The following is an 18,906-nucleotide window of genomic DNA, read 5'->3' as shown; positions in this document are numbered from 1 at the left end:
CTCACAATATGTGAAGGACCGAAATGGCCGCGGAAGACGGAAAGAAACAGCTTTTGCACCTGGTGTTCGGCGGCGAGCTGAAGAAGCTGGGAGGCACCGAGTTCCGCGATCTCGACGCGCTCGACATCGTTGGCGTTTATCCGGACTATCAAACCGCGCACACCGCGTGGAAGGCAAAGGCGCAAGCCAGCGTGGACAATGCCCATATGCGCTATTTCGTCGTCCATCTGCACCGGCTGCTCGACCCTGAAAGCAAGGCCGCCGGTTGACAGCGATGGAGCATGAAGCGGTGAAAGGGCAGCCCACCGGCGCCGCGGTCCGAAGAAGACGCGGCGGCAGTTCGAAGACATTCTGGCGCAAGATCCGCGAGCCGTTGGCGCAGTCGCGAATCGTCAAGAGCATGATCGTCAGCCTGCTCGCCCAGTTCGTCCGCCTGGTGCGCCTGACCAACCGCGTGGTCGAAGGCTCGGCTAAATTTTCAGGCGGCGACTACGCCGAATTCGAACCCGGCATCATCGCGCTCTGGCATGGCCAGCATCTGCTGACCCCAGCCTATTATCCCAAGGGACGGCCGCTGGTCGCCATGGTCTCGCGCAGCGCCGACGCCGAACTCAACGCGCTGATGATCGAAAAATTCGGCATCGAGGCGGTGCGCGGCTCCGGCGGGCGTGAAAGCACGAAGCATCTCGACAAGGGCGGCGCCAAGGCGCTCATCGCCCTGAAAAAGTCACTCGTGGCCGGCAAGAACGTCGCCATGATCGCCGACATTCCCCACGGCACGCCGCGCGACGCGGGGCTTGGTATCGTTCTGCTGGCACGCCTTTCCGGCCGGCCGATCATGCCTGCCGCCATCGCCACCAGCCGCCGCAAGGTGCTGGAAAGGAGCTGGGACAAGACCACCATCAACCTGCCGTTCGGCCGCTCCTCGATCGTCATCGGAACGCCGGTTTTCGTGCCGGCCAATGCCGACGAGGCCGAAATGGAGCGCAAGCGCCAGGAAGTCACGGCCGCGCTCAATGCCGCAACCGCCGAGGCCTATCGGCTCGTGGACGGCAGGCCATGAGCGTCGGCTGGGCGCGCGCCTTCCTGGCGGCCTACCGCCTTGCCGGTGCAGCCGCCTATCCGCTGATGGGTCCCTATGTCGCCTGGCGCACATCGCAGGGCAAGGAAGACCGCAGCCGCAGCCGTGAGCGCTACGGCGTTGCCGGGCGGCCGCGCCCCGAAGGGCCGGTGATCTGGATCCATGCGGCAAGCGTCGGCGAGACCCTTGCGGTCGTGCCGCTGGTGCAAAGCATCCTCGACTACGGTGTCAACATCGTGCTGACGACGGGAACAGTGACCTCGGCGCAGGTTGCCGACGAACGGCTGGGCGACCGCATCATCCACCAATATGTTCCGCTCGACCTGAAGCCGGCCGTCAGCCGCTTTCTCGATCACTGGCGGCCGGACCTGGCTATCATCGCCGAATCCGAGATATGGCCGATGACCATCCTCGAGCTCGGCGCCCGACACGTGCCGCAGGTGCTGGTCAACGGCCGGCTGTCCGACCGTTCGTTCAAATCCTGGAAGAAGCGCGCCAACATCGCCGAGGCGCTGTTCGAGAACCTCGCACACGTCGTTGCCCAGTCGGATGTCGACGGCGAACGGTTTCGCGCGCTTGGCGCCCGGCCGGTCACCGTGTCCGGCAACCTCAAGGTCGACACCTTGCCGCCCCCCGTCGACGAACGGGCGCTGGCGACGCTGAAGCGCCAGATCGCCGGCCGCCCGACCTGGGCGGCAATTTCGACCCATGACGGCGAGGAGGTGGTCGCGGCGGAAGTCCACGCCACGCTCTACAAGCGCCACCATGGCCTGCTGACGATTATCGTCCCGCGCCATCCCGACCGCGCCGAAGCGCTGGCCGCACAGATTTCCGGCATGGGCCTGAAGCTGGCGCGGCGCAGCAAGGGCGACCGGATCACCGCCGACACCGATATCCTCCTTGGCGATACGATCGGCGAGATGGGGCTTTATCTCCGGCTGACGGAAATCGCCTTTGTCGGCCGCTCGCTGACCTCGGAAGGCGGCCAGAATCCGCTGGAGCCGGCCATGCTCGACACCGCTGTGCTGGCCGGCCGCAACGTCCAGAATTTTCGCGAGGCCTATCAGCGCCTGCTCGACAGCGGCGGCGCCAAGCTGGTGCGCGACCGCGACATGCTGGCCGGCGCCGTCAATTTCCTGCTGAGCAATGAAGTTGCGCGCCATGAGATGATGGCGGCCGGTGCCGCCACAGTCGACCAGATGCGCGGTGCGCTGGCGCACACGCTGAAGTCGCTCGAGCCTTATATCCAGCCATTGATCGTCAAGTCGCGCCTGAAGGGCGCCGACGGGCGATAGGTGGCGTCGGAAGCACCACCTTTCTGGTGGGAAGCGCCGGACTGGCGGGTCTTTGCGCTGTCGCCGCTATCAGCCGTCTATGGCATCGTCGCCGGCCGCCGCATGCATCGGGCGGTACGTGAAAAGATCGACGCGCCAGTGCTTTGCGTCGGCAACTTCACCGTCGGCGGCAGCGGCAAGACGCCGGTCGCCATCGCGCTGGCAAAGCAGGCCAGGCGCATGCAACTCAATCCCGGATTCCTGTCGCGCGGCCATGGCGGCTCGTTCGCGCAGCCGCATGTCGTCGATGCCGGTCACGACGCTGCCAAGCATGTCGGCGACGAGCCGCTGCTTTTGGCCGAGCACGCGCCGGTTGCGGTGAGCCCCAACCGCGCTGCCGGCGCCAAGCTGCTCCTGGAAGCCCATGGTTGCGATTTCCTGATCATGGATGACGGTTTTCAGAGCGCGCGCATCCATATCGATTATGCGCTGGTCGTCGTCGACGCCCGTTACGGCATCGGCAACGGCCGGGTCATTCCGGGCGGTCCGCTGAGAGCCAACATCGTCGACCAACTGGTGTTCACCGACGGGCTGTTGAAGATGGGCGAGGGCGCTGCCGCCGACCAGGTCGTGCGCCAAGCGGCGCGCGCCGGCCGGCCGATCTTCGAGGCGCATGCCGAGCCCGCGGCCAAGGAGCGGTTCGCCGGCCGGCGGTTCCTCGCCTTTGCCGGCATCGGCCACCCCGAAAAATTCTTCGACACGCTGCGCGGCACTGGTGCGGAAGTGGCGCTGAGCCGATCGTTTCCGGACCATCACTTCTATGCCCCTGATGAACTCGCGGAACTGGCGGCAACCGCGCGCCGCGATGGACTGGGCCTCGTCACCACCGCCAAGGACGCCGCCCGGCTGCGCCACGGCGCTGCCCCGGCCGATTTCCTCGCTGAACTCGCCGTGCTGGAGATCGACGCCACGTTCGAACTCGACACTGTGCCGGAGCGCATCATCGACGAGACGCTGGATGCCTGGAGACAGCGCCGGCTGCGAGGGTAGGGCGCTCCCGCGTTGACACAGGATATTTCTCGCCGCTTATCACTATTATAAGTCAGACCGGCTTCAGCGCGGGGGGTGGAATGGTTAGGTTGCGGGCACTCTTTGTGGGCTTTGTTCTTGTGGCGATGGCGAACCCATCTTCGGCGCAGGCACCCACCGCGACCGACAGCGAATTTCTGGTCTCGGTCACCGAAGCGGACGGTGCTACCCACGTTCGGCCCTCAAACATTGTACCGCTTATCCCCGATAGCGCCTGCTTTGAAATGGCGCGTACTTCTGGCGCAAGGCGACAGACTGGTATCGGTCACCGAGGTGTTCGCGCTTCCCGCGGAGCCCAGGCAGTGGGGTGGTATCGACGGAAACGAATACAGCTTGAGCAAGCTATCGGGCGATCGAAGGGTCTCCGAGACCACCATGTTCTACAAACCGCAGGACGGATGGATCTCGCATGGCTGGTGCATGGCCGAGGGTGATCCGATCGGGCCGTATTCCATCAAAGTGCTTGTCGGAGATCGGCTTGTTCATAAATTCGACTTTTCGGTCGAAAACGCGCCGGCATCCTCAAAGCCATAGTCCTGCAGGCGTTCCAGGAAAATCAGATCGACGGTGAGCCTTGCTTTCCGGTGTGCCGATCTAACCCCGGCTGCGCAGGTCCGGATGCATCTCGATCTCGCGGCGCAGCGAGGCGGCGGCGCTGACATAGGGCTCCTGCCTGGCGACGCTCCAATATTTGAGCTCGTCCAGCGGAATGCTCTCGCCGGTCACCGCGCAGCGCACGAAGGCGCCGGGGCTGGTGACCTGGAAGTCGCCGTCGAGATAGCGGATACGGGCTTCCTTGCCGCCGGGGCCTTCGAAGCGGTTCATCATGGAGTGGTGCCAAGGTTCATGCTGATTTCATCGCCATAAATTGCCGGCAAGGTCAAGCTTGACGCAATGCTGAGGCGCTATTGTCGCTCCAAACCATTCTTATGGGACCGGCATGGACATTTCATCCGCCCGCCTGACCGCGCTGCTGCGTGAGGCCATGATGTTGGCAGCGTTGCCGTCGGCGAAGGCCGATCCGGCGAAAGCAGCACTTATAAAGGCGCTGGTGCAGCCGCCGACGCCGTCCGGCGCGCCTTTGCAGCCGGCAGCGGCGCCGGCGCTGCAGGCGCTGTTGTCCGCAGCCACCGCAAAGGGGCAGCAGACGGGTTCTGCCGAGGTCCTGCAAGCCTATCTGGCCCTTGCTGAACCTGGCGTCGAGGCGCCCGACGTTTCCGGGCCAATAGCGGCTGCGATAGGCAAGGCGACGCCAGCCAACGACGATGCACAGCGCGGTCTGCCGCTGCCGTCGGCCAAGGCCGAAGATGGCGCTGCCGCAAAGCCCGCAGGACTGCCCTGGTTTGCGCTTCTCGCACCCGTGGTTTCGCCGCAGCGCCGCGCTGCCACCACCGATATGCCAATGAAGCGGGAGCAGGCGACGTCTGGGCCGAATGATGCGGCCCAGCCGCAAGGCCGACAGCAGACGCGTGTCGGTCTGATGGCGCTGGCAACCGGGTTTCTGGCCGTCGCCATTGTCGGGCTAGCCCTGCTGGTGCTTCGCTGAGCACCGAACGATCGCCGCTATCGCTCGGCTTCGAGGAATGCTTCCATCTTGTCCATCGCCAGCCCCGCCTCGACAGCGATACGGCGTGAAAGTTCGGCGGCAGCCGTGCGTGGCCGCCCCAGCGGCCGGTCGAGCCAGTACGACACCGGGTTCAGCGCCGTGCGCTCGTCAACGGCGACGATGCGGCCTGCCTCCAACTGGTGTCCGGTCAGCGGTGGCCGCGCCAGCGCGATGCCGAGCCCGTAAGCTGCGGCGTCGAGCACCAGATTGTAGTCCTCGAAGCGGCGATCCTGCGGGCGCGGGCGGTAGTCCATCCCTTGCGCGGCAAACCAGGCACGCCACCCCGAAGCGTCGGAATCGTTGATCAGCGGAAATTTGAGCAGCCGGGCCGGGTCGCCGCGACCGATCTCGTGGGCAAGGCCGGGCGCGGCGACGGGAAAGACATGTTCCTCGAACAGCTTCACCGAGATGCGGCCCGGAATGCCGCCGCGGCCGCAGCGGACCGACAGGTCGATGCCTTCATCGGCAAGGTCGGCCTGGCGGATGTCGACGTCGAGGACGATGCGCAGCTTGGTGGGATTGTTCTCCAGCGCCGCCATGCGTGGCATCAGCCACAGCCCGCTGACGGAGGGTATCGAGGTCAGCCGCACCACGGCGGTTCCGCGCGGCTCGACCCAGCGGTCGGAATGGCTGGAGATCAGCGCAAAGGCTTCCGCCGTGCGCAGATGCAGGCGGTTGCCCTCGATGGTCAGCGAGACGCCGCGCGCGCCGCGGTCGAACACTTTCAGGCCCAGCCAGTCTTCCAGCTTGGCGATCTGCCGGCTGACGGCGCCGTGGGTGATGTTGAGCTTCTCGGCCGCGGCCGAAAAGCTCCCCGTTCGCGCCGCCGCATCGAAGGCGCGCAGGGTCTCGAGCGGCACCATTGTGTCTGAGCTGTGATCCACAGTCACAGGTGATCCTCGATTTGATCGTTTGTCAACTGCGCCGAAAAGGCGCTTTCTGCCTTTCAACACTCTGGGAACCCGAGGACAGGCAGATGAGCGCAACGACCAGCACGTCGAATCCGACACAGCGGATGGACACCACGGCGGCCATCGCCGTGGCGTTGACGGTGGTCGGCTGGGCCTCGGCCTTTCCGGCGATCCGTGCCGGCCTCGCCGCTTTCGGGCCGCTGGAACTCGGTGCGCTGCGCTTTGCCATTGCCGCGGTGCCGGCGGCGATCTTTCTTGCCGTCAAGCGCCCGGCGCTGCCGAGGCTCGACGAAGTGTGGCGCCTGGTCTTTGGCGGCGCCATCTTCGTCGCGCTCTACACTGTCATGCTCAATTTCGGCGAACTGACCGTGTCGGCGGGTGCCGCCGGTTTCATCATCAATGTCAGCCCGATCTTCACCGCCATCATGGCAATGGCATTGCTGGGCGAGCGCTTCTCAAGCTGGGCCTGGTTTGGCACGGCGATTTCTTTCGCCGGCATCGGCATCATCGCCGTGGCCGACGGCAATGGCTTGAGTTTCGACACCGGCGCGCTGCTGGTTCTTGGCTCCGCGCTGTGCTCGGCCATCAACACGATCGTCCAGAAGCCGCTCTTTGCCCGCCATCACCCGCTGACCATTTCGGCCTCCAACATGATCCTTGGCGCGCTTTGCCTGGCACCCTTTCTGCCAAGCGGCTTTGCGCAGGCCGCGGCCGCCAACACGGCCGGTATCGGCGCCGTGATCTTTCTTGGCATCGTGCCCAGCCTGATCGCCTATGCCGCATGGGCAACCGCACTGTCGCGCCTCCCGGCAGCGCGCGCGTCGAACTTCCTCTATCTGGTCTCGCCCATGTCGGCCCTGATCGGCTTCTTCTGGCTGGGCGAAGTGCCGACGCTACTTGGTATCCTCGGCGGCGCCCTGGCGCTGGGCGGCGTGATCGTGGTGAATTTAAAGCGTTAAAACAAATGATTTGAGCTGTTTTCGGACTCAAACCGAGAACCGCTTCCATCAGAATGCAGACACCCAGAGGAAGGACAGCTATGGTACGCTGCCTTCACTGGGGGACGGAATGGGAAGACTGTTCATATCGGCAATTTTTTTGCGTTTTGCTGCTGACCGGGAAAGCCGCCGCGGGCTGGTATCAGGTCGAAAACTACGAAGGCTCCATCGGACCTAACCCCGTCCACCTATCGCTGCAGAGATATGACAGTTTCGGCAGCGGGATTACGGTCGAGGGGAGCTATTTCCACGACGCGAAGCAAAGCCCGATAGCGGTGTACGGCAAGATCAGTGGCACCAGCGTCTTCCTTTGCGAGATTGCGGACGACAGGGAGTTCGACCGGGTGCTGGTCATGGGATCGAAAACGCCCGTTGGCACCACCGGATGTCCGTTTTCTCTCGACCTTGGCGAAAGCGGCGCAACAGGGACTTGGAGCAAGGGCTCGGACAAGTTCCCGATCACGCTGAAGAAGGTCGCAAACCTCGACGATACCGGTGAGGCGAAGGTTGACGGCACCGTCGAGATTCCCTTCTGGGCGCAGACAGCAACCCACAGATTTGCCGGGGTCTACGAGAAAGCGGGCTTTCTCGTCTGCATGAATAAGCTGCGGGTCATCGATAAGAAGAAAAAGAAGGTCGTTCAGGCAATCGCTTTCGATGACGACGATTGCGATGCCGGCATGCTGATGACTCCCATCTACATGAATGTTCAAAAACAGGTTGGGAGAAGCTTCGAGATAATCTCCGTGAATTTTCGCGGCGGTAGCGCCGGTTACTCAAGGGATTACGTTTTCTCTCATAGGTTCAAGGATTATCGCCTGTTGGTGAATTGAGCGTGTGGCCTGACCTGGCTTGTGCTCACCGCCGCCCAAACAGCCGCTCTATGTCGGCGAGCTTGAGTTCGATATAGGTCGGGCGGCCGTGGTTGCAGGTGCCGGAGCCGGGAGTCGCCTCCATCTGTCGCAGCAGTGCGTTCATCTCCTCGGCCTTGAGCAGCCGGCCGGAGCGCACCGAGCCATGGCAGGCCATGGTGGCGGCGATCTTGTCCAGCCGCTCTTTCAGCGTCTCGACGGTATCGTTGTCGGCGATCTCATCGGCAAGGTCGCGCACCAATTGCTGGACATTGGTTTCGCCGAGCATGGACGGCGTCTCGCGCACCGCCACCGCGCCGGGACCGAAACGCTCAATGCCGAGGCCGAACCGGGCCAGCGTTTCGGAATGCACGGCCAGCCGCTCGGCGTCCTCCTCCGGCAGGTCGACGATCTCCGGCAAGAGCAGCATCTGCGAGGGCACCGCGCGCGAGTGCAGGGCATTCTTCAACGCCTCGTAGACCAGCCGCTCATGCGCCGCGTGCTGGTCGACGATGACAAGCGAATCCCTCGTCTGGGCGACGATGTAGTTCTCGTGGACCTGCGCGCGGGCGGCGCCCAGCGCGGTGCCGAGCAGCGTCTCGGCCGGCTCGGCTGAGCCGGCACGCGTATCGGCGCTGGCGAGCGGACCGGCGTCGAATGCAGCCTGGTCGTTTTCGCGGAAGCCGGCGCCGTCAAATCCCATATCCAGCGGCCGCTGTGGCGAGCGGTCAAAGCCCGAAAAGCCCGAGGCCCGGTAGGCCGCGTCATAACTGCGATGACCGTTGGCAGGACCCGCATGGGCGTATGAGGCGGCTCCCGGCCGGAACGCCGCCATCATTCCGGCGGCACCGCTGGTGGCGGCGCGGATGCCGGCATTGGCCAGAGCCTCGCGGATGGCGCCGACGATCAGCCCGCGCACCAGGCCGGGGTCGCGAAAGCGCACATCGGCCTTGGCCGGGTGGACGTTGACGTCGACGGTCGCCGGATCGAGCGTCAGGAACAGCACGGTCACCGCGTGCCGGTCGCGCGGCAGCACATCGGCGAAAGCGCCGCGAATGGCGCCGGCAATCAGCTTGTCGCGCACCGGACGGCCGTTGACATAGGCATATTGCTGCAGCGCGTTGGCGCGGGTGAAGGACGGGATCGAGACGTGGCCGGTCAGGTGCACGCCGTCCCGGCTGGCGTCGATAGCGATGGAATTGTCGGGAAACTCGGCGCCCATCACCTGGGCGACGCGGCGCAGGCTGCCCTCGGTACTGTCATCGGTCGCCGGCAATTCCAGCGTCGAGCGGTCCGAGCCGGCCAGCGTGAAGCGCACGGCGGGGAAGGCGATGGCGATGCGCTTGACCACGTCGCTGGTGGCCGAGCTTTCGGCCCGCTCGCCCTTCATGAATTTGAGCCGCGCCGGCGTGGCAAAGAACAGGTCGCGCACCTCGACCGTTGTGCCGCGATTGGCCGCCGCCGGTTTGACCGCCGAAACGCGGCCGCCTTCGATGGCGATCTCGGCGGCAGCGACGCCTGCGGTCGTGCGCGAACGGATCGACAGCCGCGCCACCGAACCGATCGACGGCAGCGCCTCGCCACGGAAGCCGAGCGAGCGGATATCATGAATGTTGTCGGCAAGTTTCGAGGTGCAGTGGCGCGCAATGGCCAGCGCCAGTTCCTGTTCGGGGATACCGGAGCCGTCATCGGTGACGCGGATCAGGTTCAGCCCGCCGCCGGCAGTGACGACCTCGACGCGGGAGGCGCCGGCGTCGAGCGCGTTTTCGACCAGTTCCTTCACCACGCTCGCCGGACGCTCGATGACTTCGCCGGCGGCGATCTGGTTGATCATCGTTTCGGAAAGCTGGCGAATGGGCATGGGGGTATTATAGGCGGATTCGAAGGGTGTGCGGAAGGCTTCAATGAATGCCGGACATTGGAGACGCCAGCGGGACAGCACCCCCCCTCTGGCCTGCCGGCCATCTCCCCCGCAAGGAGGGAGATCAGATGTCACGACGGCTTTCGCCAATCTCCAATGCTTGAAGGGTGACGCGACATATGAACTGCCAATCTCCCCCCTTGCGGGGGAGATGTCCGGCAGGACAGAGGGGGGTGTGAAGGAACTCCGCGATAGTGACTACGCTGCAACCGATTTCAAGCCTGCGCCGCCAGCCAGTCCCTGACTTTCCGCGCATTCTCGCTCAACTCCCGGTTCTTCGGCCAAACCACATAGAACGCCTTGCCGGTTCTCAGCACATGGTCGGTCACCGGCACCAGCAGCCCCGACGCCAGGAGCCGTTCGGCCAGATGCCGCCAGCCGAGCGCGATGCCCTGGCCCTCCATGACGCCCTGGATCACGAGGCCGTAATCGTTGATGCGCAGGCCGCGCGCGGTGTTGTCGAGCCTGCCGCCCGCAGACTGGAACCATTCGTCCCAGCTAGCCGCCTCGCGGTAGGGCTCCTCGAGGTGGATCAGGCGATGCGTCGCCAGCTCCGCGACGCTCCTTGGCATGCCGAATTTCGCGAGATAGCTGGCGCCAACCACCGGAAAAATCTCCTCGTCGGCCAGCGGCAGCGAATGATAATCGGCCCAGTCGCGCGGTTCGCCGCCGCGAACGGCGAGCGGGATGCCCTCGGCGATGATGTCGAGATCACGGTCGGCGGTCTGGATGCGCAAGTCGATGCCCGGCAGTTCGTCGCGGAACTGCTGCAGGCGCGGCATCATCCAGAACGAGCCGAAGGCGGTCGACGCCGCCAGCGTGACATGGCCGCCGCTCGCCTGCAGGCGCAGATCCTCGGCCGATTTGCGGATATGCGACAGACCGAGCGAGACGTCGGCATGGAAGCGTTCGCCCGCTTCTGTCAGGACGACCTGGCGGTGGCGGCGCTGGAACAGCTGCGCGCTAAGCTGTTCCTCCAACCCGCGCACCGCATAGGAGACGGCGGCCTGCGTCATGCCGAGCTCGCGCCCGGCAGCGGTGAAGCTCGACAGCCGGCCCGCCGCCTCGAAGACGATCAGGCTGCCGGCCGAGGGCAGGAGGTGGCGCAGGCTTCGCATAAGCTGAGCTTATACAAGAGATCAGGATTTTCCAGCATCACATCCATATTTCCTCTCGCTAACTTGGTTGGACGGAATGAGGAGGCTCCATGAACGCACCGGCCGCTGAACTGACCGAGCAAACCCACCGCCGCGGCGGCGGTCGCCTCGGACGCAAGGCGCTGAGGAGCGCCCCCGTCACCTCGTTCCCGACGCTGGTCCGCGAGATCCCCACCTACCAGATGGTCCCGGACGAGGCGGTGGAACTGATCCACCAGGAGTCACTCGCCATCCTCGAAGAGGTCGGTTGCGAGTTCCGCGACGACGAGGCGATCGCCATGTGGAAGGTGGCGGGCGCCGACGTGTCCGAGACACGCGTCCGCATCGACCGCGGCCTGCTGATGGAACTGGTCGCGAAGGTTCCGTCCGAATTCACCCTCAATGCGCGTAATCCCGAGCGCACCGTGCGCGTCGGCGGCAAGAACTCCATCTTCGCGCCGATGTATGGCGCGCCTTACGTGCGCGACCTCGACAACAACCGGCGTTATGGCACGCTTGAAGACCTCAACAATTTCCACAAGCTCGCCTACATGGCCCCGGCGCTGCATTCGTCGAGTTCGATCATCTGCGAGCCGATGGAGATCGCGGTGCCGAAACGGCATCTCCACATCATCCATTCGGCGCTGAAGCATTCCGACAAGCCGTTCATGGGCATCGTTACTTCCAAAGACCGCGCCGAAGACACGATGGCGATGGCGGGCATCGTCTTTGGCGAAGATTTCGTTCGCGACAACCCGGTGCTGGTGTCGATTACCAACTGCAACTCGCCGCTGGTGTGGGACGCCACCATGCTGGACGCGATGAAGGTCTATGCGCGCAGCAATCAGCCGCTGATCCTGGCTCCCTTTGCGCTGTGCGGCGCATCGACTTCGGCCTCGGCCGTCGGCGCGGTGGCGCAGGTCAATGCCGAAGCACTGGCCGGCGTCGCTTTCACCCAACTGCTGCGCCCGGGTTCGCCGCAAATCTACGGCCAGTTCATGGTGACGGTCGACATGAAGACCGGCGCGCCGATGGGCGGCACGCCGGAAGCCGCCCAGATGATGTATCTGATGGGCGCGCTGGCGCGGAAATACAAACTGCCCTGGCGAACCTCCGGCTTCCATGTCGGCTCCAAGCTCAACGACGCCCAGGCCGGCTATGAATCCAACATGCTGATGCATGCCGCCATCCTCGCCGGCGCCAATTATATCTGGCACTCCGCCGGCTGGTTGGAGGCCGGGCTGACATGCGGCTATTCGAAATTCGCCACCGACTGCGAGCAGCTTGTCGGCTGGTACAAATATGCCGGCGGCCTGCCGTTCGACGACTTCAAGGAGGCCATGGCGGCGATCCGCGAGGTCGGGCCGCAGGGCCATTTCCTCGGCACCCAGCACACGCTCGATCATTACGAGTCGGCATTCTTCATGCCCACCATCATGGATTTCAACTCCTACGAACAATGGAAGGCTGGAGGGGCGAAGGACCACGACACGCGCGGCCGCGAGAAAGCCCGCAACATGCTGGCCGACTATGAAGAGCCGAAACTCGATGAGGGTATTGCCGAGGGCCTCAGGGACTTTATCGCGCAGCGCGAAGAGAGGCTGCCCGACAGCGTTAGCTAAGAGAACGACGAATGAGTTGATAACGGGCGAAGACCCGATGGGAACCACAAGGGAGAAAGACATGACACTTTTCAAAAGCAATGGCGATCGCGTGCCAACGGCCATCGAGGCGATGGCGCAAGAGACGCGTGCTGGCCGTATGGACCGGCGCGAGTTTCTTGCATTGGCAAGTGCGTTCGGCGCATCGACGGCGCTGGCCTACGGCATGATCGGCCTTGCCGCGCCGGGACAGGCTTTTGCCGAGGAGCCGAAGAAGGGCGGCACGCTGCACATATCGATGTCGGTCAAGGCCCAAAAAGATCCGCGCACCTATGACTGGGTGGAACTCGCCAACATCTCGCGCTGCTGGCTGGAGCCGCTGGTCCGCTACACCAGGGAATTCACCTTCGAGCCAGTGCTGCTCGAAAGCTGGGACATCAATGACGACGCCACGGAATACACGTTGCATGTGCGCAAGGGCATCACCTGGAACAATGGCGATGCTTTCAACGCCGATGACGTGGTCTTCAATGTTACCCGCTGGTGCGAGAAGAAGGTCGCCGGCAACTCCATGGCCGCTCGCGTCGGCGGGCTGATCGACGAAAAGTCGGGCAAGGCCAGGGAAGGCGCGATCGCCAAGGTCGACGACAATACGGTCAAGCTGACGCTCAGCGCGCCCGACATTTCGCTGATCCCGAACCTCACCGATTATCCCGCGCTCGTCGTCCACCGCAATTTCGACGCCGAAGGCGCCGATCCGGTCAAGAAGCCGATCGGCACGGGCCCGTTCGAACTGGTCTCCTACGATGTCGGCCAGAAGGCGGTGGTCAAGCGTCGTGAAAACGGCAAGTGGTGGGGTGGTGAAGCGCCGCTCGACAGCGTCGAGTTCATCGACTACGGCACCGACTTCAACGCTTCGATCAACGCCTTCGAATCCGGCGAGATAGACCTCAATTTCGAGACGCCGGCCGACTTCATCGACATCCTGGATAAGATGGGGCTGGAGAAGTCCGAGGTTGCGACGGCAACCACGCTGGTTGCCCGCACGAACGTTACCCACAAGCCCTATGACGACCAGCGGGTGCGCAACGCGCTGCAGATGGCGGTCGACAACAATGCGGTGCTGGAACTCGGCTATGCCGGGCGAGGGACGGTCGGTGAAAACCACCATGTCAGCCCTATCCATCCTGAATATTTCGCACTGCCCAAGAAGACGCGCGACGCGGCCGGCGCCAAGAAACTGATGGCCGACGCTGGGCAGGCCGATTTCGAGCACGAGCTGATCACCGTCGAGGACGATTGGCAGAAGAACACCGGCGACGCGATTGCCGGCCAACTGCGCGACGCCGGCATCAAGGTCAAGCGCACGGTGCTGCCGGGCTCGACCTTCTGGAACGACTGGACGAAATATCCCTATTCGATGACCATCTGGTACATGCGCCCGCTTGGCGTCCAGGTCCTGGCGCTTGGTTATCGCACCGGCGAGGCCTGGAATGAATCGGCCTATTCCAACCCGGACTTCGACGCCAAGCTGAAGCAGGCGCTGTCGCTGATCGATGTGGAGAAGCGGCGTGAGGTGATGAAGGATGTCGAGCAGATCCTGCAGGATTCCGGCGTCATCATTCAACCCTTCTGGCAGAAGCTCTACAGCCACATGAACAAGAAGGTGAAGAACTACGGCGTCCACCAGACCTTCGAGATGGACCTGCAGAACGTCTGGCTTGATGGCTGAGACGGTGCAGCCGGGGCTTCATGAGCCGCAAAAAAACCGATATGCAGGATGTCTGGTATTGCACCTTGCCGCCAAACGTCCGGAGATCCTGCATGAAACCGATAGTGCTTGCCGCTGTCTTTTCGATTGCCTTGCCAGCGACAGTGCTGGCCGGGCCGGCTTCCAACGCGGTGAAGTTCTTTTATGTGCCTGAAGTGAAATTCGAGGGAGACGCAAAGTACCGCGACCGCTTCACCGAGCCGGTGACCAAGCTGTTCGATCTCAACGACCAGGCAACGAAGAACAAGCCCGACGAAGTCGCCTGCCTCGACTTCGATCCCGGCCTCGACGCCCAGGATTTCGACCAGAAGTCGATTGCCAAGACATTGAAGCTGGCCGAGACCGTCAATGGCGATACGGCCGAAGTCACCGCCACCTTCAGCCTTTTTGCGGAAGGCGATGATTCCAAACGCGAAATGGTGTGGTCGCTGAAGAAAATCGACGGCAAATGGAAGGTCGCCGACATCACCTCCAAGACCAGCAGCTGGACGCTGAGCGCGCTGGAATGCATGCCCGACAAAGCGCCGGAGTGATCCCGTGCTCCGCCGTGTTGCCTTGGCGCTGTCGCCCATGTGCGTGCTGTCGGTGGGTATGAGCGCAGCCGCAGCACAAGGCCTGTTGGGCCCGCCGCCAGCCAATGCGCCGGCCGTGACGGCACCGGCCGGCGCAGCACCGCCCGCAAATCCACCCGGGACAGCGGTGGAACCGGCGACACCGCCGGTTGGGTGGCCGCCGGCCGACGCCCCACCGGCCGCACCCATTCTGCCGGGATCCCCGACGGCGGTGGTGCGGCCATTTTACGATCAGGTGGGACTGGAGATCGATCCGGCGCAGCGCAGCCACTTCATCGACCCGGCAAAAACCGTTCTCGACAAGAGCGACGCGTTGCGCACATCCGGGCAGGGAGAATGTCTCGACCCCAACATGGCGCTCGACAATGCCGACTATGACAAGACCGAGATCGATAAGAGCCTGAAGACACTCGAAGCGATCAATGGCGACCAGGCCAAGGTCATTGTCGCCTTCGTCGTCGCCGGCAACCCGCATCGCCTTGAATGGAAATTCAGGAAAGTCGACGGCGACTGGAAGATATCCGATCTGCTTTCGGTGACCGGTGAATGGGCGCTCAGCCAGTATCAGTGCGAATAATGTTGATTGAGGGTCAGCGCCTGCGATCCTTCGCGCCCCCCTCTGTCCTGCCGGACATCTCCCCCACACGGGGGGAGATCAGCAGTTCCAGCGTCTCGCCCGCTCCGCATCATTTGAGATTAGCTAAAGCCTATGTGGCGGCCAATCTCCCCCCGTGTGCGGGAGATGTCCGGCAGGACAGAGGGGGGCGCTGTCCCGCTAAAGTTCCGCAAAATAGCTTCAGCCCCTTCCGCGATAGGGGGCAACGCCGGTGTCGGGCAACCAGGCGCCTTCGGGCGGAGCGCCGGTCTGCCAGAAGACATCGATCGGAATGCCGCCGCGCGGATACCAATAGCCGCCTATGCGCAACCACAGCGGCTTCGTTGCCGCCACAATGCGGCGGCCGATCATCACCGTGCAGTCTTCATGGAAAGCGCCATGGTTGCGAAACGAAGTCAAAAACAGTTTGAGCGACTTCGATTCCACAAGGGTGGCATCGGGTGCGTAGTCGATGACGATATGAGCGAAATCCGGCTGTCCGGTTACCGGGCAGAGCGAGGTGAATTCCGGGCAGGTGAAGCGCACGATCGCCGGCGGTCCGTCGCCGCGCTGGAACGGCACGGTCTCCAGGACCGCGGTCTCCGGGCTCTGTGGCGTCTCGACGTGGGCGCCGAGCTGGGTGAGGGTTTTGGTATCGATCATCGTGGTTTTCCTGGGGATTTTCCGCGCTCATTAGCATCGGATCAAAAAGTGTGCAGCGATTTTCGGATAAATTCGATGCTCAAGACAAGAACTGGAGCAGCGCGCGCTGCTCCGACACAAACTGGAATGGCAGGAAGATGATGACCAGCAACGACCCGCTTCTCCAGCCTTACCAGCTCAAACACCTGACGCTGAAGAACAGGGTGATGTCGACCAGCCACGAGCCGGCCTATTCAGAGGACGGCATGCCGAAACAGCGCTACCGGCTCTACCATGCCGAAAAGGCCAAGGGCGGCATGGCGCTGACCATGACGGCGGGCTCGGCCATCGTCTCGCGCGACAGCCCGGCCGCCTTTGGCAATCTGCATGTCTATGACGACCGCATCGTGCCGTGGCTGGCCGAACTGGCGGACGCCTGCCACGAGCATGACTGCAAGGTGATGATCCAGATCACCCATCTTGGTCGCCGCACCGGCTGGAACAAGGCCGACTGGCTGCCGGTGCTATCGGCTTCGCCGGTGCGTGAGCCGGCGCACCGCGCGTTCCCCAAAACCATCGAGGACTGGGACATCGAGCGTATCGTCGCCGACTATGCGTCCGCTGCGCAGCGCTGCCAGGCCGCCGGCCTCGACGGCATCGAGTTCGAATCCTACGGCCATCTGATGGACGGCTTCTGGTCGCCGGCCACCAACCATCGCGACGACGAGTTCGGCGGTTCGCTCGACAACCGGCTGCGCTTCACCGACATGGTGCTGGATGCCGTGCGGGCGGCGGTCGGCGAAAAATTCGTCGTCGGCATCCGTATGGTCGCCGATGAGGATTTTGACAAAGGCCTGTCGAAGGAGGAGGGCGTTGAGATCGCCCGGCGGTTGGCCGGTTCCGGCAAGGTCGATTTCCTCAACATTATTCGCGGCTCGATCGAGAGCGATGCGGCACTAACCAAGGTCATCCCGGTCGCCGGCATGCGCTCTTCGCCGCATCTCGATTTTGCCGGCGAGGTGAGGGCGGCGACGAAGTTCCCGACCTTCCATGCGGCGCGGATTTCCGATGTCGCCACGGCGCGCCATGCCATCGCCACCGGCAAGCTCGACATGGTCGGCATGACCCGCGCCCATATCGCCGATCCGCACATCATCAAGAAGGTCATGGAAGGCCGCGAGCACGAGATCCGGCCTTGCGTCGGCGCCACCTATTGCCTCGATCGTATCTATGAAGGCGGCGAGGCGCTCTGTGTCCACAATGCGGCGACCGGCCGCGAGGCCGAGATTCCGCATATCATCCTGAAGACCGAAGGGCCCAGGCGGAACGTCGTTGTCGTTGGCGCTGGCGCTGGCGGGCTCGAGGCAGCTCGCGTGATGGCCGAACGCGGCCATCATGTCACGGTGCTTGAAGCCTCCGGTCAGGCCGGCGGCCAGGTTCGGCTGGCAACGCAGAACCCGCGCCGCAAGGAGTTGATCGGCATCATCGACTGGCGGCTGGCCGAACTCGACCGGCTCGGCGTCGGGATCCGCTACGACACCTGGGCCGAGCAGGACGAAGTGCTGGCGCTGTCGCCCGACGTGGTGGTGATCGCCACCGGCGGCCTGCCACAGAACCCGCCGCTGACATCAGGCGACAATCTCGTCACGTCGAGTTGGGACATCATGGCCGGCAGCATCAAGGCGGCGGAGAACGTGCTGCTCTTCGACGACAATGGTGGCCACCAGGGCATGGGCGCGGCGGAGCTGATCGCCAATGCAGGGTCAAAACTGGAGCTGGTTTCGCCGGAGCGCTTCTTCGCCCCCGAAATGGGCGGCATGAACCACGTGCCCTATATGCGCGCCTTCCAGGAGAAGGGCGTCACCATCACCATCAACACCAGGCTGCGCTCGGTACGGCGCGAGGGCAACCAGCTGGTCGCCGAACTCGCCTCCGACTTTGCCGACGGCTGGCGCGGCGAGAGGCGGGTCGACCAGGTGGTGGTCGAGCACGGCACGGCGCCGCTCGACGATCTCTATCTCCAGCTGAAACCGCTGTCGAAGAATGGTGGCGCGGTCGACTATGAGCGGCTGGTCGGCGGCGGCGATATTTTTCCTTCACGCAATCCCGAAGGCGGCTTCGTGCTGTTGCGCATCGGCGATGCAGTCGCCTCGCGCAACATCCATGCCGCCATCTATGACGGCATCAGGTTCGGCTTGCGGGTTTGAGCCTACAAGCCGGCCTACGGCTTGTTCCAAAGCTCGATCTCACCCTTCCGGCGGGCGCATCTCGATCGATCAAAGTGATGGGTGGCGCGCAGCCAAACCTCTGTGCGGAGAGCCACCTTGCACATCCGTCCGAACTGCGCGCCGCGTACGCCACCAGCCGAGAGCCAGGCGACGCACGATGCGGAATGGTCTTCAACCGGGAGGCGACGCGCGGCAGGGCTCAAATCATCCTGGCGGTCGCCATGCAAAGCACGGTGAGCACCAGCAGCCAGGCGGCGATGCGCTCGCCGCGGGCCATTTTGGTGCGCAGCGCCGCTTCCGTTGCGACGTCCGCGCCGGCAAGCTGCCGGCTGGTCTTGCGGACGACGACGCTGAGAACGCCGGCAGCGGCGAAGGCGGCCAGGATGCCTAGCGCCAGCACCATTTCCATCGAGCCGAAATAGGCGCCGTGGAAGAAATACCAGAGCAGGGCGCCGGTCACGAACACCATGCCGGCCGAGCCCATTTGCGGTCCGATAAAGCGCTCCGCCCTGATCTCGGGGTCGCGGGCAAGCGTGATGGTGGTGCCGGCCCAGAACACACCGGCCATGACGTGAAGGCCGATAACGACGATGTAGACATATTGCATGACCGCTTCCTCCTTGCCCGCCG

19 protein-coding genes are annotated in these 18,906 nt (G+C 63.8%); 13 read left to right on the top strand and 6 right to left on the bottom strand.

Features of this window, described 5'->3' with window-relative positions; genetic code table 11:
- Positions 1–23 precede the first annotated feature (23 nt).
- The 5 genes from NKI15_RS26220 (at position 24) to NKI15_RS32005 (ending at position 3,978) form a co-directional block, all read left to right on the top strand.
- Positions 24–269, top strand: a complete 246-nt coding sequence (locus tag NKI15_RS26220) for a DUF4170 domain-containing protein (protein ID WP_023682943.1) — start codon at positions 24–26, stop codon at positions 267–269.
- A 5-nt stretch (positions 270–274) separates the two neighbouring features.
- Entirely contained in the window at positions 275–1,063 is a 789-nt protein-coding gene (locus tag NKI15_RS26215; RefSeq protein WP_023682942.1) for a lysophospholipid acyltransferase family protein, read from the top strand.
- Positions 1,060–2,376, top strand: coding sequence for a lipid IV(A) 3-deoxy-D-manno-octulosonic acid transferase (gene waaA / locus NKI15_RS26210; RefSeq protein ID WP_023671577.1), 1,317 nt, complete (start codon positions 1,060–1,062; stop codon positions 2,374–2,376). Before NKI15_RS26215 ends, waaA begins: the two co-directional genes overlap by 4 nt.
- Entirely contained in the window at positions 2,377–3,405 is a 1,029-nt protein-coding gene (gene lpxK / locus NKI15_RS26205) for a tetraacyldisaccharide 4'-kinase (protein ID WP_023734236.1), read from the top strand. It abuts the gene before it with no gap.
- Between the two features lie 75 nt (positions 3,406–3,480).
- On the top strand, positions 3,481–3,978 hold the full coding sequence (locus tag NKI15_RS32005) for a PM0630 family protein (RefSeq protein WP_502898715.1): 498 nt from the start codon (positions 3,481–3,483) through the stop codon (positions 3,976–3,978).
- Positions 3,979–4,038: 60 nt separating this feature from the next.
- Here the strand turns inward: NKI15_RS32005 and NKI15_RS26200 are convergent, their stop codons facing one another.
- Positions 4,039–4,272, bottom strand: coding sequence for a DUF2093 domain-containing protein (locus NKI15_RS26200; protein ID WP_023694434.1), 234 nt, complete (start codon positions 4,270–4,272; stop codon positions 4,039–4,041).
- A gap of 112 nt (positions 4,273–4,384) precedes the next feature.
- On the opposite strand from NKI15_RS26200, the gene NKI15_RS26195 reads away from it, so the two are divergent.
- Positions 4,385–4,990, top strand: a complete 606-nt coding sequence (locus NKI15_RS26195; protein ID WP_352514941.1) for a hypothetical protein — start codon at positions 4,385–4,387, stop codon at positions 4,988–4,990.
- 17 nt (positions 4,991–5,007) lie between these two features.
- Here NKI15_RS26195 and NKI15_RS26190 read toward each other — a convergent pair whose 3' ends face one another.
- Positions 5,008–5,913: a LysR substrate-binding domain-containing protein gene (locus tag NKI15_RS26190; RefSeq protein ID WP_352514946.1), complete on the bottom strand. Its 906-nt coding sequence runs from the start codon at positions 5,911–5,913 to the stop codon at positions 5,008–5,010.
- A 113-nt stretch (positions 5,914–6,026) separates the two neighbouring features.
- On the opposite strand from NKI15_RS26190, the gene NKI15_RS26185 reads away from it, so the two are divergent.
- Positions 6,027–6,920, top strand: a complete 894-nt coding sequence (locus NKI15_RS26185; protein WP_352514942.1) for a DMT family transporter — start codon at positions 6,027–6,029, stop codon at positions 6,918–6,920.
- 80 nt (positions 6,921–7,000) lie between these two features.
- Positions 7,001–7,792, top strand: coding sequence for a hypothetical protein (locus NKI15_RS26180; RefSeq protein WP_156933766.1), 792 nt, complete (start codon positions 7,001–7,003; stop codon positions 7,790–7,792).
- 25 nt (positions 7,793–7,817) lie between these two features.
- Here NKI15_RS26180 and mutL read toward each other — a convergent pair whose 3' ends face one another.
- Both mutL and NKI15_RS26170 read right to left on the bottom strand, forming a co-directional pair.
- Complete coding sequence (gene mutL, locus NKI15_RS26175) at positions 7,818–9,671, bottom strand: DNA mismatch repair endonuclease MutL (protein WP_352514943.1); 1,854 nt, start codon at positions 9,669–9,671, stop codon at positions 7,818–7,820.
- 275 nt (positions 9,672–9,946) lie between these two features.
- The gene (locus NKI15_RS26170; protein ID WP_023671586.1) at positions 9,947–10,849 is read right to left on the bottom strand and encodes a LysR substrate-binding domain-containing protein; all 903 of its coding nucleotides are present in this window, start codon (positions 10,847–10,849) and stop codon (positions 9,947–9,949) included.
- An 89-nt stretch (positions 10,850–10,938) separates the two neighbouring features.
- Here NKI15_RS26170 and NKI15_RS26165 point away from each other — a divergent pair, with 89 nt between their 5' ends.
- The 4 genes from NKI15_RS26165 (at position 10,939) to NKI15_RS26150 (ending at position 15,388) form a co-directional block, all read left to right on the top strand.
- Positions 10,939–12,489, top strand: coding sequence for a trimethylamine methyltransferase family protein (locus NKI15_RS26165; RefSeq protein ID WP_023816270.1), 1,551 nt, complete (start codon positions 10,939–10,941; stop codon positions 12,487–12,489).
- Positions 12,490–12,550: 61 nt separating this feature from the next.
- Positions 12,551–14,200, top strand: a complete 1,650-nt coding sequence (locus NKI15_RS26160) for an ABC transporter substrate-binding protein (protein ID WP_023682934.1) — start codon at positions 12,551–12,553, stop codon at positions 14,198–14,200.
- Between the two features lie 92 nt (positions 14,201–14,292).
- Entirely contained in the window at positions 14,293–14,772 is a 480-nt protein-coding gene (locus tag NKI15_RS26155) for a DUF3828 domain-containing protein (protein ID WP_352515425.1), read from the top strand.
- A 4-nt stretch (positions 14,773–14,776) separates the two neighbouring features.
- The gene (locus NKI15_RS26150; RefSeq protein ID WP_352515426.1) at positions 14,777–15,388 is read left to right on the top strand and encodes a hypothetical protein; all 612 of its coding nucleotides are present in this window, start codon (positions 14,777–14,779) and stop codon (positions 15,386–15,388) included.
- 219 nt (positions 15,389–15,607) lie between these two features.
- Here NKI15_RS26150 and queF read toward each other — a convergent pair whose 3' ends face one another.
- Positions 15,608–16,069 (bottom strand): preQ(1) synthase, encoded by a 462-nt coding sequence (queF, locus tag NKI15_RS26145; protein WP_023713074.1) that lies wholly within the window; start codon positions 16,067–16,069, stop codon positions 15,608–15,610.
- Positions 16,070–16,209: 140 nt separating this feature from the next.
- Between queF and NKI15_RS26140 the strand changes: the two genes are divergently transcribed.
- Positions 16,210–18,255, top strand: a complete 2,046-nt coding sequence (locus NKI15_RS26140; RefSeq protein WP_023739254.1) for an oxidoreductase — start codon at positions 16,210–16,212, stop codon at positions 18,253–18,255.
- Positions 18,256–18,475: 220 nt separating this feature from the next.
- Here the strand turns inward: NKI15_RS26140 and NKI15_RS26135 are convergent, their stop codons facing one another.
- On the bottom strand, positions 18,476–18,883 hold the full coding sequence (locus tag NKI15_RS26135; protein ID WP_023682929.1) for a hypothetical protein: 408 nt from the start codon (positions 18,881–18,883) through the stop codon (positions 18,476–18,478).
- Positions 18,884–18,906: the final 23 nt, after the last annotated feature.

The sequence above is a fragment of the Mesorhizobium sp. M0862 genome (assembly GCF_040319795.1).
Classification (GTDB): Bacteria; Pseudomonadota; Alphaproteobacteria; order Rhizobiales; family Rhizobiaceae; genus Mesorhizobium.
Note: the sequence above shows the minus strand (reverse complement) of the source record. Positions and strands in the feature narration are given on the sequence as shown.

What these genes read in the sequence shown, in the direction of transcription:
- NKI15_RS26220 (WP_023682943.1), top strand. Translation starts at nt 24, where the DNA reads ATGGCCGCGGAAGACGGAAAGAAACAGCTTTTGCACCTGGTGTTCGGC.
- NKI15_RS26165 (WP_023816270.1), top strand. Translation starts at nt 10,939, where the DNA reads ATGAACGCACCGGCCGCTGAACTGACCGAGCAAACCCACCGCCGCGGC.
- NKI15_RS26190 (WP_352514946.1), bottom strand. Translation starts at nt 5,913, where the DNA reads ATGGTGCCGCTCGAGACCCTGCGCGCCTTCGATGCGGCGGCGCGAACG.
- NKI15_RS26180 (WP_156933766.1), top strand. Translation starts at nt 7,001, where the DNA reads ATGGTACGCTGCCTTCACTGGGGGACGGAATGGGAAGACTGTTCATAT.
- NKI15_RS26215 (WP_023682942.1), top strand. Translation starts at nt 275, where the DNA reads ATGGAGCATGAAGCGGTGAAAGGGCAGCCCACCGGCGCCGCGGTCCGA.
- queF (WP_023713074.1), bottom strand. Translation starts at nt 16,069, where the DNA reads ATGATCGATACCAAAACCCTCACCCAGCTCGGCGCCCACGTCGAGACG.
- NKI15_RS26185 (WP_352514942.1), top strand. Translation starts at nt 6,027, where the DNA reads ATGAGCGCAACGACCAGCACGTCGAATCCGACACAGCGGATGGACACC.
- waaA (WP_023671577.1), top strand. Translation starts at nt 1,060, where the DNA reads ATGAGCGTCGGCTGGGCGCGCGCCTTCCTGGCGGCCTACCGCCTTGCC.
- NKI15_RS26200 (WP_023694434.1), bottom strand. Translation starts at nt 4,272, where the DNA reads ATGATGAACCGCTTCGAAGGCCCCGGCGGCAAGGAAGCCCGTATCCGC.
- NKI15_RS26160 (WP_023682934.1), top strand. Translation starts at nt 12,551, where the DNA reads ATGACACTTTTCAAAAGCAATGGCGATCGCGTGCCAACGGCCATCGAG.
- mutL (WP_352514943.1), bottom strand. Translation starts at nt 9,671, where the DNA reads ATGCCCATTCGCCAGCTTTCCGAAACGATGATCAACCAGATCGCCGCC.
- NKI15_RS26195 (WP_352514941.1), top strand. Translation starts at nt 4,385, where the DNA reads ATGGACATTTCATCCGCCCGCCTGACCGCGCTGCTGCGTGAGGCCATG.
- NKI15_RS26170 (WP_023671586.1), bottom strand. Translation starts at nt 10,849, where the DNA reads ATGCGAAGCCTGCGCCACCTCCTGCCCTCGGCCGGCAGCCTGATCGTC.
- NKI15_RS26140 (WP_023739254.1), top strand. Translation starts at nt 16,210, where the DNA reads ATGACCAGCAACGACCCGCTTCTCCAGCCTTACCAGCTCAAACACCTG.
- NKI15_RS26135 (WP_023682929.1), bottom strand. Translation starts at nt 18,883, where the DNA reads ATGCAATATGTCTACATCGTCGTTATCGGCCTTCACGTCATGGCCGGT.
- NKI15_RS26155 (WP_352515425.1), top strand. Translation starts at nt 14,293, where the DNA reads ATGAAACCGATAGTGCTTGCCGCTGTCTTTTCGATTGCCTTGCCAGCG.